Raw genomic sequence first — 13,180 nt, forward strand, 5'->3', positions numbered from 1 at the left:
TCAGGTGATCGGGTCGTGCACGGTGACGAGCTTGGTGCCGTCCGGGAAGGTGGCCTCGACCTGCACGTCGCGGACCATCTCGGCGACGCCGTCCATGACCTGCTCGGCGCGCAGCACCTGCCGTCCGCTCTGCATGAGCTCGGCCACGGTGCGGCCGTCCCGGGCGCCCTCCACGACGTGGTCGGTGATCAGCGCGACGGCCTCCGGGTGGTTGAGCTTGAGGCCGCGGTCCAGTCGTGCGCGCGCCAAGCCGGCCGCCACGTGGACGAGCAGCTTGTCGCGCTCGTGAGGAGCGAGGTGCATGGCCCGATCTCTACCACTCGATCGGGCAGCACAACCCTGCTGTGCTGGGCTCTTGACGGTCGGAAACGAGATCTTCACGACTTCGTCCCGCAGGTTTTGCACACCACCCCTTGCGTCGTGACGCGTCTCACCGCGTCAACCGCCGAGCCGGGGATTGTGCGCCCCCGCGAGCGGGTGCACTGTGGTCCGGACGCCTTGCACCCCGCCACGTGTCCGCGCGTCGCGCACCCGCGCGCACGCGAACCGAGCGAGGAGACGAGGCAGACATGAGCAGTGCAGGTGAGTCCGAGTTCCGCCCCGGCCTGGAAGGCGTGGTCGCCTTCCACACCGAGATCGCCGAACCCGACCGCGCGGGTGGCGCGCTGCGCTACCGCGGCGTCGACATCGAGGACCTGGTCGGCGCGGTCTCCTACGGCGACGTGTGGGCGCTGCTGGTGGACGGCAGCTTCGGCAACGGGCTGCCCGCCGCCGACGACACCCCGGTACCGGTCCGCACCGGCGACGTGCGCGCCGACGTGCAGGCCTCCCTGGCGGTGCTCGGGCCCGCGCTCGGCTTCGCGCCGCTGCTGGACGTCGACGAGACGCAGGCCCGCGACCAGCTCGCCCGCGCCTGTGCGCTCGGGTTGTCCTTCGTGGCGCAGTCCGCGCGCGGCGACCAGCCGCCGGTCCCGCAGTCGCGGGTCGACGAGGCCCGCACCACCACCGAGCAGTTCCTGACCCGCTGGCGCGGCGAGCCCGACCCCGCGCACGTGCAGGCCCTCGACGCGTACTGGGTGTCCGCCGCCGAGCACGGCCTGAACGCCTCCACCTTCACCGCCCGGGTCATCGCCTCCACCGGCGCCGACGTGGCGGCCTGCCTGTCCGGCGCGGTGGGCGCGATGTCCGGACCGCTGCACGGCGGCGCCCCGGCCCGGGTGCTGCCGATGATCGAGGAGACCGAGCGCACCGGGGACGCCCGCCGCGTGGTGGAGTCCATCCTGGACCGCGGTGACCGGCTGATGGGCTTCGGCCACCGCGTCTACCGCGCCGAGGACCCGCGGGCCCGGGTGCTGCGCCGCACCTGCGAGCAGCTCGGCGCGCCGCGCTTCGAGGTGGCCCGCGAGCTGGAGCAGGCGGCGCTGACCGTGCTGCGGGAACGGCGCCCGGACCGGCAGATCGAGACCAACGTGGAGTTCTGGGCCGCGGTGGTGCTCGACTTCGCCGAGGTGCCCACGCCGATGATGCCCGCGATGTTCACCTGCGCCCGGCTGGCCGGCTGGTCGGCGCACGTCCTGGAGGAGAAGCGCACCGGTCGCCTGGTCCGCCCGTCGGCGAAGTACGTCGGCCCGGCCGCCCGCTCCCCGCAGGAGGTCGCGGGCTGGGACCGGCAGGCCGGGCTCGCCACCCCGGCGTGAGCCGCCCTGACCAGCGCAGACGGGTCGTCGCCAGGCGTAGCGTGGAAGTGTGACGGTCGTCGGCGCGAGGAAGCGGGCGCTCGACGTGGAGTGCGCCGAGGCCCTGGAGGCCGACGCCCAGACCAGCGGCGAGCGCTGCGACGACCTCGTGGAGGCCTCCGCCTACTGGCACGCCGCCGGTGAGCACGAGCGCGAGGAGCGCGCGCTGCGCACCGCGGCGGAGGTCGACGACGACCACAACGTGCTCAGCGGCCGGGCCGCGCTCGCCACCTTCCTGCTGACCCACGGCCGTCGCGAGGAGGGTGAGCGCGCGCTGGCCCGGCTCCTGCACGAGGGCTCGGAGTGCGAGTGGGCGTACGGCGAGGCCGCCGCGGGCCACGAGCGCACCGGCCGCCCGCGGGAGGCGCTGCGCTGGCTCAACGTCGGGGTCAGCCGGTTCGTCCCGGACCTCGACGACGTGCTCGAGGTGGGCGACCCCGGCTACGACCTGCTCGCCGAGCGGGCCCGGCTGCGCCGCCGGACGGGCCTGCCGCCGGACGCCTACGACGAGCTGCACGCCCGCTCCGCGGAGCGCGCCCACGCGGTCTACGCGCAGATCGAGGAGATCCGCAGGCGGCGGGACGCGGTCCTGTACTGGCCGGAGGAGGAGTTCGCCGAGGTCCAGCGCCGGTTCCCGGGCTGGCACCCGGGCGTCGCGCACGCCGAGCACCGCCGGGAGGTGCAGCGCGCGCTGGTGGGCGGTGCGCAGGTCGTCGTCGCCGAGCTCGACGCCCTGCTCGCCTTCGCGGCGTTCCGCGAGCTGCCGCCGGAGGCGCGGAGGACCCGCGACGAGTTCGCCGCCGACGCCGCCCGGCGCGGGCGGGTCGTCCCGGGACCGCCGGGCCGCAACGAACGCTGCTGGTGCGGTGCGGACCGCAAGTACAAGAGGTGCTGCGGTGCGCCCGGCATCACCTGACCCGGGTGCTGGCCAAGCCGGGCGAGCCGCAGTAAGTTGCGGTGCGGCTGTTCGCAGCAGGCTCCGGTCACCTGCCGGAAACGCTGCTGCAACACTGGAACCGAACCGGCAACGGCGCCGGTCAGCAGGCCACTGGCGTGCGGGGGCGAGGTCTTGTCCCCGCACGAAACCACGACAACGCCCGGAGGCGCCGGCATGACGCAGGCCGAGACCATCGACCCGACGACCCTGAAGCTGCCCGACGAGTTCAAGCCGTCCGACGGCCGGTTCGGTTGCGGTCCGTCCAAGGTCCGCGACGAGCAGCTGGCCCGACTGGCCGGTGAGGGTGCCGCCGTGATGGGCACCTCGCACCGCCAGAAGCCGGTGAAGTCCCTGGTCGGCCGGGTCCGGGAGGGACTGCGGGAGCTGTTCTCGCTGCCCGACGGCTACGAGGTCGTGCTGGGCGTCGGCGGGACCACGGCGTTCTGGGACGCGGCGACCTTCGGCCTGGTCCGCGAGCGCTCGCTGCACCTGACCTACGGCGAGTTCTCCTCGAAGTTCGCCAAGGCCGCCCAGAGCGCCCCGTTCCTGGGCGACCCGGTGGTCGTCTCCGCCGACCCGGGTGACGCGCCGGAGCCGGTGGCGGACCCGAGCGCCGACCTGATCGCCTGGGCGCACAACGAGACCTCCACCGGCGTGATGCTCGCGCCGACCCGCCCGGAGGGCTCGGAGCACGCGCTGATCGCGGTGGACGCCACCTCCGGTGCCGGCGGGCTGCCGTTCGACCCCGCGGACGTGGACGTCTACTACTTCGCCCCGCAGAAGTGCTTCGCCGCCGACGGCGGCCTGTGGCTGGCCGCGATGAGCCCGGCCGCGATCGAGCGGATCGGCGAGATCGGCGCGTCCGGTCGCTGGGTGCCGGAGTTCCTGTCGCTGACCACCGCGCTGGACAACTCCCGCAAGGACCAGACCTACAACACCCCCGCGGTGGCCACGCTGTTCCTGCTGGCCGACCAGATCGACTGGATGAACGGCCAGGGCGGCCTGGACTGGTGCGTCAAGCGCACCCGCGAGTCCTCGCAGCGGCTCTACGAGTGGGCCGAGGCCTCGGAGTTCGCGACGCCGTTCGTCGCCGACCCGGCGAAGCGCTCCCAGGTGGTCGGCACCATCGACTTCGCCGACTCGGTGGACGCCGCCGCGGTGGCCAAGGCGCTGCGCGCCAACGGCATCGTGGACACCGAGCCGTACCGCAAGCTGGGCCGGAACCAGCTGCGCATCGGCATGTTCCCGGCGATCGAGCCGGATGACGTCACCGCGCTGACGAAAGCCATCGACTGGGTGGTTTCGCAGCTGTCCTGAGCGACGCAGCGCTGCCGGGGCCCGGGTGCGGGCCCCGGCTGAGCCGCTCTCCCAACCACAACACCGAGTGACGGTCAACCACTCTCGGTGAACTTCACCGAATATGAGTGGATTTACCCGTTCGCACGAAGGACCTTCTTCCGGCAAGATCGAGCGTCGGGAGGAGCGACTGTACGACACGACGAGCCCGGCGTGCCTCCTGCGTCAAGGCGGCACGCCGGGTTACCGTCACAGCTTGGTGACATGTAGGTCGGCGGGAGGCACGCGTATGCGAGCGCTGCGAGTGGTCGGGCTCGACGAGGACGGTGAATCCGTCATCTGCGAGGACCCGGAGAACGGCGAGCGCTTCACCGTGCCCGCCGACGAGAGGCTGCGCGCCGCGGCCCGCGGCGACCTCACGCGCCTCGGCCAGGTGCAGATCGAGATGGAGTCGCAGATGCGGCCACGTGAGATCCAGGCCCGCATCCGCGCAGGCGCGTCCGTCCAGCAGGTCGCCGAGGCGTCCGGCGTCCCGGAGCACCGCGTGGAGCGCTACGCCTACCCCGTCCTGCTGGAACGCCGGCAGATCGCCGACATGGCCCAGCGCGCGCACCCGGTCCGCGAGGACGGCCCGGACGTGCAGACCCTCGGCGAGGTCGTCGCGCACACCTTCGGGATGCGCGGCCACGACTACTCCGAGGCCGAGTGGGACTCCTGGCGCGGTGAGGACGGCAAGTGGGTCGTCCAGCTGCACTGGCAGGCGGGCCGCTCGGAGAACCTCGCCCACTGGGTGTTCCACCCGGGCGCGCACGGCGGCACCGTCGCGGCGCTGGACGACCACGCGGCCGACCTGCTCGACCCGTCGCCCAACCGCCCGCTGCGCACCGTCCGCCCGGTGACCGAGCTGGCGCGCGAAGCGCTCCAGCTCGACCAGCAGGACCGGCCGGAGCCACCGGCACCTGCGGCACCGGAAGCACCGGTGGCCGCGGCCCCGGTGCTGGAGCCCACGGCCCCGGAGCGCCCGGCGGAGCCGGAGGCACCGGAGCCCGCGGAGGACAAGCCGGCGGCGGAGAGCGCCGAGAGCGCGTCCGCCGGGGAGCCGGACGAGTCGGCGCGCAAGGAGCCGCGCCGCGGTCGGAAGAGCCACCCGATCGTGCCGTCCTGGGAGGACGTGCTGCTCGGGGTCCGCTCCCACCGCTGACGCACGACCCGCGGCAGGCCGGGGTGAGCCCACGCTCGCCCCGGCCTGCTGCTGTTCCGGGTCACACCTGCGGAACGGTGGGGCTCAGGAGGCTGAGGAGCAGCGCCAGCCAGGCCAGCACGATGCCCGCCGCCGTGCCGTAGGCGACCCAGCGCCAGACCGCGATGCGGCGGCCGAGCCAGATCGACGGGGCGAAGCCCGCCGCCACCGCCAGGTTGACCACCGTCGCCAGGACCCCGCTGACGTCCGCCAGGCCGAGGGTCACCACCACCAGGGTGATCGTGGTGATCGCCGCGATGATGGCGCTCACCGTCAGGCCCGGACCCCAGGGCGTCGGGACGTCGGCGGACACCGGCACCACGGAGCGACGGGCCGGGCGGGCCGGCGCGGGGCGGCCGACGCGGTCGAGGTGGCCGCTGAGCGGGTCGAGGTAGCTGACCTGGCCGCCGGTCTCCGCCGCGAGCCGCATCGCCAGCTGGCGGCCGCGCCGGGAGATCAGCTCGCGGTCGGCGAACGCCGTGTCCTCGTCGTGCGCCGCGTCGGCGACGTGCGCCCACTCGTGCAGCGCTTCGACCAGCGAGTCGGACAGGCTCAGCCGACGGGGGTCGATCTCCTGGTCGGTGTCGCGCACCAGCACCGCGCGCCCGGAGCGCGCGTGCAGCTCCCACCCGGACTCGCGCATCACACCCCGCTCATCGCGTGGAAGGCGATCGCACCGGCGGTCGCGACGTTGAGCGAGTCCACGCCGCCGGCCATCGGGATGCGCACCGCCAGGTCGGCGGCGGCGATCGCCTCGTCGGTGAGGCCCGGTCCCTCGGAACCGAGCAGGACCGCGACCCGGCCGTCGTCCAGCGCCGCGTCGCGCAGGCTCTCCGCGTTGGCGCGGGGCGTCAGCGCGGCGATGCGGAACCCGTTGTCGCGCAACAGCTTGAGGTCTTCCGGCCAGGTGCTCAGGTGCGCGAACGGCACCCGCAGCACGTGCCCCATGGACACCCGGACGCTGCGCCGGTACAGCGGGTCCGAGCAGCCGGGGCCGAGCAGCACGCCGTCGACGCCCAGCGCCGCGGCGTTGCGGAACAGCGCGCCCAGGTTCTCGTGGTCGCCGATGCCCTCCAGGACGGCCAGGCGGCGGGAGCGCTCGACCAGCTCGGCCGCCGGGACCACCGGGGCGCGGTCGGCCACGGCCAGCACGCCGCGGTTGAGGTGGAACCCGACCACCTGCGCCATGACGTCGGCGCTGGTGACGTAGGCGGGCACGTCGAGGGCGGCCGTGGCCTCGGCCAGCTCCTCGATGCGGCGGCGCACGCCGAACAGGGCCCGCACGGGGTAGGGCGAGGCGAGCAGCCGCTCGACCACCACGACGCCCTCGGCGATCACCAGCCCGCGCCCGCCCGGCCGGTCCGGCCGGCGGTCCGCGCGCGACAGATCGCGGAAGTCGTCGACCCGTGGGTCGTCGGCCTCGGTGATCTCGATGATGTGCGCCACGCACCGCATTCTCGCACCCGCTCGAGCCCCACCGCCCCGGTCGGTCCGGATCCCGCCACCGGGGGTCGTGAGTGCGCAGACCGGCTGCAACCGGCTGCAACCGGCTCCCGCACTCACGACAACACCGTTTTGGCCGCTGGTCCGTCGGGTACCGATGTGTCACGGTGGTTTCCCCAGCGCTGCGCGCTGACGTGCTGCCGATCGAGCGGGGAGACGGCATGGGACGGCACGTGGACGACCGAGCGTTCAAGCCGGTGGACCGGCAGCGGTATCGGAGCAAGATGCAGCGCGGCCTGGACGCCCTGGCCCGGATGCTCGCCGAGGGCAACTTCTCCTTCCCGCACCAGCAGATGGGTCTGGAGATGGAGCTGTGCCTGGTGGACCAGGCCATGGAGCCGTCGATGACCAACGCCGAGGTGCTGGAGAAGATCGACGAGCCGGCGTTCACCACCGAGCTCGGCCAGCAGAACATCGAGCTCAACGTGGAGCCCCGGGTGCTGGCCGGGGACAGCGCGCTGGAGCTGGAGGAGCGGATGACCACCGCGCTCCGGCAGGCCGACAGCAGCGCGCGCGACGTCGGCGCGAAGATCGTCATGATCGGCACCCTGCCCACGCTGCGCAGCGCGCACTTCGACCCCGGCTGGCTGTCCCGCAACCCGCGCTACTCGCTGCTCAACGAGCAGATCTTCCTGGCCCGCGGCGAGGAGATGCTGCTGCACATGGAGGGCGTGCCGCTCGGCGAGGCCTACCACGTGGAGCGGCTGCGCTCCTACGCCGACTCGATCCTCCCGGAGTCGGCGTGCACGTCGGTCCAGCTGCACCTGCAGGTCGCGCCGGAGGACTTCGCCGCGCACTGGAACGCCGCGCAGTGCCTGGCCGGGGTGCAGGTGGCGATCGGCGCGAACTCCCCGTTCCTGCTCGGCAAGGCGCTGTGGCACGAGACCCGGATCCCGCTGTTCCTGCAGGCCACCGACACCCGCCCGGAGGAGCTGAAGAACCAGGGCGTGCGGCCCCGGGTGTGGTTCGGGGAGCGCTGGATCACCTCGATCTTCGACCTGTTCGAGGAGAACGTGCGGTACTTCCCGGCGCTGCTGCCCGACCCGGAGGACGAGGACCCGGTGGCGGCGCTCGACGCCGGGCGGGCGCCGACGCTGGCCGAGCTGCGGCTGCACAACGGCACGATCTGGCGCTGGAACCGCCCGGTGTACGACTTGGTGGACGGGGTGCCGCACCTGCGCATCGAGAACCGGGTGCTGCCGTCCGGGCCGTCGGTGGTCGACATCGTCGCCAACGCCGCGTTCTTCTACGGGGCGCAGCGGGCGCTCACCGAGCAGGACCGTCCGCTGTGGACGCAGATGTCGTTCGCGGCGGCGGAGGAGAACCTGTTCGCCGGTGCCCGCAGCGGGTTCGACGCGCAGCTGTACTGGCCCGGCCTCGGCTGGCTGGCCCCGGACGAGCTGGTGATGCGCAAGCTGCTGCCGATGGCGCACGACGGGCTCCGCGCGTGCGGGGTCTCCGACCGGGCCCGGGAGCGCTACCTGGGCGTGATCGAGCAGCGCTGCCTGGCCCGCCGCAACGGCGCGACGTGGCAGCGCGAGACGGTCGCCCGCCTGGAGGAGCGCGGCGCGGACCGCCCCAAAGCGCTGGCCGACATGCTCGAGCGCTACATCGCCTTCGCCGACGACGGCGAGCCGGTCCACACCTGGCCCGTCGGCTGACCCCGCCTGCCCCGGGCGAGCGCCACGACGCCACCGCCGCTGCCAGTCCCGGGAGGACCTGACCGCCCCCTCCCGCCTCGCGGGTGATCAAGGACACGGTGCCGGTCTCGGTGCTGCTGACCTGCGGTGGGGCGTCGACGGGGCGCGGAGCGGGTACCTCCCCCGCGGGCGGAGTCCCCGCAGGCCAGCGGGGTTGTCCGGGCGATCCGACCGGGAAGTGGGAACGCCACCTCCGTCCCAGTAGTTGCAATAATCTTGCAGTAGCGAGAGGCTGTCGACAGCGGAGGGAGACGTTCGATGGCGCAGTACGTGTTGCCGGAGCTGGACTACGACTACGGGGCGTTGGAGCCGGCGATCTCCGGTGAGATCAACGAGTTGCACCACAGCAAGCACCACGCCACCTACGTCAAGGGCGCCAACGACACGATCGAGAAGATCGCCGAGGCGCGGGAGAAGGGTGACTTCTCCTCGATCGTGGGTCTGGAGACGACGCTGGCGTTCAACCTGGCGGGGCACTCGCTGCACCTGGTCTGGTGGAAGGTCCTCTCGCCGGACGGCGGGGGCGAGCCGACCGGTGAGCTGGCGGCGGCGATCGACGAGGACTTCGGGTCCTTCGACGCCTTCCGGGCCCAGATGGAGGCGGTGTCGACCACGATCCAGGGCAACGGCTGGGGTGTGCTGGCGTGGGACCCGGTGGGGCGGCGGCTGATCACCCAGCAGCTGCGGGACCACCACGCGAACCTGTCGATCGCGACCACGCCGCTGCTGGTGTTCGACATCTGGGAGCACGCCTACTACTTGCAGTACCGCAACGTGAAGGCGGACTACGTCAAGAACCTGTGGAACGTCGTCAACTGGGACGAGGTCTCCCGGCGCTTCGCCGACGCCCGGGCCGGCCACAACGGCCTGCGCCTGCCCACCGCCTGAGCGACCCCGACCTCGGCAGCGAGTGCTCCGACAAGCCGGCTGCCGACAGATCGAGCCCCGGCCACCGCGAGGAGGCCGGGGCTCGATCCGTTCCCGAACTGACTGCCGCTCCCACCACGAAGCGGACGAAAGTTAGGCTAGCCTCACCTACGAGGTCTGTGCAACCCCGCGGCGCCGGACGGCCAGCACCGCGGCCCCGACCACCGCCGCGGCCAGCGACACCAGCCCGCCGAGCAGGATCGGCCAGCGCGCCCCCAGCAGCTCGGCCAGCCACCCGGACGCCAGCCCGCCCAGCGGCTTGCCGCCCAGGAACAGCAGCATGTACAGGCCCATCACGCGGCCGCGCATGGTCGGCTCCACGGACAGCTGCACGGTGGCGTTCGCCGTGGTGGTGAAGGTCATGACCGCAATGCCGACCGGGACCAGCGCCCCCGCGAACAGCTCGTAGGTCGGCATCAGCGACGCCCCGGCCTCCAGCAGGCCGAACACCGCCGCGCCCACCAGCAGCAGCCGCATCCGCGGCCCACCACGACCGCTCCGCCGCGCCGCCAGCGCCGCGCCGCTCAGCGTGCCCACGGCCAGCATGGTGATGAGCAGCCCGTAGCCGTCGGCGTCGCGGCCGAAGACGTTGCGCGCGATCACCGCGAAGGAGTTCTCGAAGTTCATGCCGAAGGTGCTGACGAAGAACACCAGGGCCAGCACCACGAGCAGGTCCGGACGGCCGAGCACGTACCGCAGGCCGGCGCGCAGCTGGCCGCGCTCCTTCGGCGCGGGCTCGGAGCGGTGCAGCGCCGCGACGTCCATGAGCAGCAGCCCGCCGACCACGGCGGCCGAGCTGATCCCGTTGAGCAGGAAGACCCAGCCGGTGCCGATGGCGGTGATGAGCACGCCCGCGATGGCCGGCCCGACGATCCGGGCCAGGTTGAAGGTCATCGAGTTGAGCGCGACGGCGTTGGTGAGCTGCTTGGGGCCGACCATCTCGACGACGAAGGACTGCCGCACCGGCGCGTCGACGGCCGCGAAGCAGCCCAGCACGAAACACAGGACGTAGACGTGCCAGAGCACCGCGACGCCGGTGACGTCGAGCAGCCCCAGCACCAGCCCGCACCCGCCGAGGGCGCTCTGGGTGGCGATGAGCACGCGCCGCTTGTCGAAGCGGTCGGCCACGACACCCGCCCACAGCGTGAACAGCAGCGTGGGGAGGAACTGCAGCGCGACCGCCACGCCGAGGGCCGCGGGGCTCCCGCCGGTCAGCTCCAGGACCAGCCAGTCCTGCGCGGCGCGCTGCATCCAGGTCCCGGTCAGGGACACGACCTGGCCGGAGGCGTAGTAGCGGTAGTTGCGCTCGCGCAGCGAGCGGAACATGCCGCCGCGGGTGTCCGATGTGGACACCTCCGTGCGGTTGACCTGCTCCTCGTCGGGGTGGCTTCCGACGCTGGAGCGAGGTTGGTCAACCACTCTGGTGCTTACCGCCTCTCCGTGGGGTCGCTCATCGTCCCGCCAGCCTGTCGATGATCTCCGCGGCCTGGCACAGCACCGCGCGTTCCTCCTCGGTGAGGTCGGCGAGCTGCTGGTCCAGCCAGCGCTCGCGGGCGGAGACCTCTTCCTCGATGCGGGCCCGGCCCGCGTCGGTCACCTCGACGATGGCTTGGCGGCCGTCGGTGGGGTGGGCGCGGCGGACGACCAGCCCGGCGTCTTCCAGGGCAGCGATCACCCGGGTCATCGACGGCGGCTGGACACCTTCCCGCGCGGCCAGCTCACCCGGCGTCAGCGCCCCCGCCTTGTGCAGGCAGGAGAGCGCGGACAGCTGGGAGAGCGTGATCTTCGAGCCACTGCTCTGCGCACGCAGCCGCCTGTTCAGGCGGACCACCGCGAGCCGCAGCCGGCTCGCCAGGGTGCGCTCGCGTTCCGCGATGTCGGACACGTCGTTAGTCTACCAAACTATCTCGGGGGAATCGGACAAACTGATCAGATCAGTGGCCCAACACCCTAGTCACCGGGCCCGCCGAAGTCCCGCGTTCAGGGCGGACCGGCGCCCGGAGCGCGCACCGCCCGGGTCAGATGCCGAAGACCGCGCTGATCGGGTCCGCGGCGAAGTAGAGCACGAACGCCGCCGAGACGACCCACATCAGCGGGTGCACCGTGCGCACCTTGCCGGTGAACACCCGCAGCAGCACGTAGCTGATGAAGCCCGCCCCGATGCCGTTGGCGATCGAGTAGGTGAACGGCATGACCACGATGGTCAGGAACGCGGGCAGCGTGATGGTGAAGTCCGACAGGTCGATCTGCTTGATCTGGCCGATCATCATCGCCCCGACCACGATCAGCGCCGGAGCCGCCGCCTCCACCGGGATGACCTGGTAGAGCGGGGTGAAGAACATCGCCGCCAGGAACAGCAGGCCGGTGACCACGTTCGCCAGGCCGGTCCGCGCGCCCTCCGCGATGCCCGACGCCGACTCCACGAACACCGTGTTGGAGCTGGCCGAGCCGAGCCCGCCGGCGACCGCGCCGAGGCCCTCCACCGCCAGCGCCTTGCCGATGCCGGGCAGGTTGCCGTCCTTGTCGGCCAGCTGCGCCTCCTTGCCCAGCCCGGTCATGGTGCCCATCGCGTCGAAGAAGTTCGCCAGCACCAGCGTGAACACCAGCAGCGCGGCGGCCAGCGCGGGCAGCCGGGTGAAGGCCCCGAAGGAGACGTCACCGACCAGCGACAGGTCCGGCAGCCCGGCGACCTGGTCCGGCACCGCCGGGTAGCCCAGGTTCCAGCCGTAGGGGTTGGTGCCCTCGGACGGACCGGCGTGGAAGACCGACTCGATGATGATCGACACCACCGTGGTGACCGCGACGCTGATCAGGATCGCGCCGCGCACCCCGCGCGCCACCAGCACCGAGGTCAGCACCAGGCCGAAGACGAACACCGCGGTCGGCCACGAGGCGATGGAGCCGTCGATGCCCAGGCCCACCGGCACGGTGGTGTTCGCCTCGTCCGGCAGCCGCCGCACGAAACCGGAGTCGACCAGCCCGACGAAGCTGATGAACACGCCGACGCCGACCGCGATCGCGGCCTTGAGCTCGGGCGGCACCGCGTTGAACACCGCGGTCCGGAACCCGGTGGCGACCAGGACGAGGATGACGATGCCGTCGACGACCACCAGGCCCATCGCTTCCGGCCAGGTCACCTGCGGCGCGATGGTCACCGCCAGCAGCGTGTTGATGCCGAGCCCCGCGGCGATCGCGAACGGGTAGTTGGCGATCAAGCCGAACAGGATGGTCATCACACCCGCGACCAGCGCGGTCGCCGCCGCGACCTGCGGGACGGGCAGGATGTTGCCCAGCACGTCGCGCTTGGCGCTGGCGTCGGTGGCGGACGTGCTGCCCAGGATCAACGGGTTCAGCACGATGATGTAGGCCAGCGCGACGAACGTGACGATGCCGCCGCGCACCTCGCGGGACACGCTGGACCCACGCTCAGTGATCTTGAAGTAGCGGTCCAGCAGCGACTTCTTGCTCTCGGTCTCGTCCACCATCGTGCTTCCCATCACCGCGCCGAAGCGCGCGTCCTCCAACCGGGGGTAGCCTGCCTGACGTGGCAGAGGAGAGCGAATCCACCCCCACCACGGCAGGCCACCGTCCGGTCCCCCACCTGCCGCGCAGGCTGGCGGACCCGACCCCGGTGGTCCTCACCGGCACGGCGCTGTGGCTCATCGGTGCGGTGGCGTTCGCCCTGCGCGGCAGCATGCACGTCGAGTTCTGGACGTGCGTCGCCGGGGTCGTCCTGGGTGTCGTGGGTTACGGGATCTTCCGGTGGCAGCGCTCGGCGGCCCGCCGCGGCTCCCGCGGCGCCTGGCGCGGCCTGTCCGGCCTCGACGGCTGATTCCACCCC

The 13,180-nt window shown here is 72.5% G+C and carries 13 protein-coding genes; 7 read left to right on the forward strand and 6 right to left on the reverse strand.

Going from position 1 to position 13,180, the window contains the following annotated elements:
- Positions 1–303 carry an urease subunit gamma gene (locus tag HNR68_RS00840; protein WP_179716642.1) on the reverse strand — a complete coding sequence of 101 codons (303 nt, stop codon included), beginning with the start codon at positions 301–303 and terminating at the stop codon, positions 1–3.
- Positions 304–569: 266 nt separating this feature from the next.
- Between HNR68_RS00840 and HNR68_RS00845 the strand changes: the two genes are divergently transcribed.
- From HNR68_RS00845 to sepH, 4 genes are all read left to right on the forward strand, one after another.
- Entirely contained in the window at positions 570–1,697 is a 1,128-nt protein-coding gene (locus HNR68_RS00845; protein ID WP_179716644.1) for a citrate synthase 2, read from the forward strand.
- Between the two features lie 49 nt (positions 1,698–1,746).
- Positions 1,747–2,652, forward strand: coding sequence for an SEC-C metal-binding domain-containing protein (locus HNR68_RS27330; protein WP_179716646.1), 906 nt, complete (start codon positions 1,747–1,749; stop codon positions 2,650–2,652).
- A 195-nt stretch (positions 2,653–2,847) separates the two neighbouring features.
- A complete protein-coding gene (gene serC, locus HNR68_RS00855; RefSeq protein ID WP_179716648.1) occupies positions 2,848–3,990 on the forward strand; it encodes a phosphoserine transaminase in 1,143 nt (380 codons plus the stop codon).
- A 268-nt stretch (positions 3,991–4,258) separates the two neighbouring features.
- The gene (gene sepH, locus HNR68_RS00860) at positions 4,259–5,170 is read left to right on the forward strand and encodes a septation protein SepH (RefSeq protein ID WP_179716650.1); all 912 of its coding nucleotides are present in this window, start codon (positions 4,259–4,261) and stop codon (positions 5,168–5,170) included.
- A gap of 61 nt (positions 5,171–5,231) precedes the next feature.
- Here the strand turns inward: sepH and HNR68_RS00865 are convergent, their stop codons facing one another.
- Together HNR68_RS00865 and HNR68_RS00870 are read right to left on the reverse strand one after the other, a co-directional pair.
- Complete coding sequence (locus tag HNR68_RS00865) at positions 5,232–5,852, reverse strand: DUF2537 domain-containing protein (protein WP_179716652.1); 621 nt, start codon at positions 5,850–5,852, stop codon at positions 5,232–5,234.
- Positions 5,852–6,664 (reverse strand): TrmH family RNA methyltransferase, encoded by an 813-nt coding sequence (locus HNR68_RS00870; RefSeq protein ID WP_179716654.1) that lies wholly within the window; start codon positions 6,662–6,664, stop codon positions 5,852–5,854. The genes HNR68_RS00865 and HNR68_RS00870 overlap by 1 nt, the downstream gene beginning before the upstream one ends.
- Positions 6,665–6,873: 209 nt before the next feature.
- On the opposite strand from HNR68_RS00870, the gene HNR68_RS00875 reads away from it, so the two are divergent.
- Both HNR68_RS00875 and HNR68_RS00880 read left to right on the forward strand, forming a co-directional pair.
- A complete protein-coding gene (locus HNR68_RS00875) occupies positions 6,874–8,373 on the forward strand; it encodes a glutamate-cysteine ligase family protein (RefSeq protein WP_179724489.1) in 1,500 nt (499 codons plus the stop codon).
- A gap of 297 nt (positions 8,374–8,670) precedes the next feature.
- Complete coding sequence (locus tag HNR68_RS00880) at positions 8,671–9,300, forward strand: superoxide dismutase (RefSeq protein ID WP_179716655.1); 630 nt, start codon at positions 8,671–8,673, stop codon at positions 9,298–9,300.
- Positions 9,301–9,447: 147 nt separating this feature from the next.
- Here HNR68_RS00880 and HNR68_RS00885 read toward each other — a convergent pair whose 3' ends face one another.
- The 3 genes from HNR68_RS00885 to HNR68_RS00895 form a co-directional block, all read right to left on the reverse strand.
- Positions 9,448–10,758: an MFS transporter gene (locus tag HNR68_RS00885; protein ID WP_380575585.1), complete on the reverse strand. Its 1,311-nt coding sequence runs from the start codon at positions 10,756–10,758 to the stop codon at positions 9,448–9,450.
- Positions 10,759–10,789: 31 nt separating this feature from the next.
- The gene (locus HNR68_RS00890) at positions 10,790–11,224 is read right to left on the reverse strand and encodes a MarR family transcriptional regulator (protein ID WP_179716658.1); all 435 of its coding nucleotides are present in this window, start codon (positions 11,222–11,224) and stop codon (positions 10,790–10,792) included.
- Between the two features lie 133 nt (positions 11,225–11,357).
- A complete protein-coding gene (locus tag HNR68_RS00895; protein ID WP_179724494.1) occupies positions 11,358–12,824 on the reverse strand; it encodes an NCS2 family permease in 1,467 nt (488 codons plus the stop codon).
- A gap of 59 nt (positions 12,825–12,883) precedes the next feature.
- On the opposite strand from HNR68_RS00895, the gene HNR68_RS00900 reads away from it, so the two are divergent.
- Positions 12,884–13,171, forward strand: coding sequence for a DUF2530 domain-containing protein (locus HNR68_RS00900; RefSeq protein ID WP_179716660.1), 288 nt, complete (start codon positions 12,884–12,886; stop codon positions 13,169–13,171).
- Positions 13,172–13,180: the final 9 nt, after the last annotated feature.

The organism is Saccharopolyspora hordei (genome assembly GCF_013410345.1).
Lineage (GTDB): Bacteria > Actinomycetota > Actinomycetes > Mycobacteriales > Pseudonocardiaceae > Saccharopolyspora > Saccharopolyspora hordei.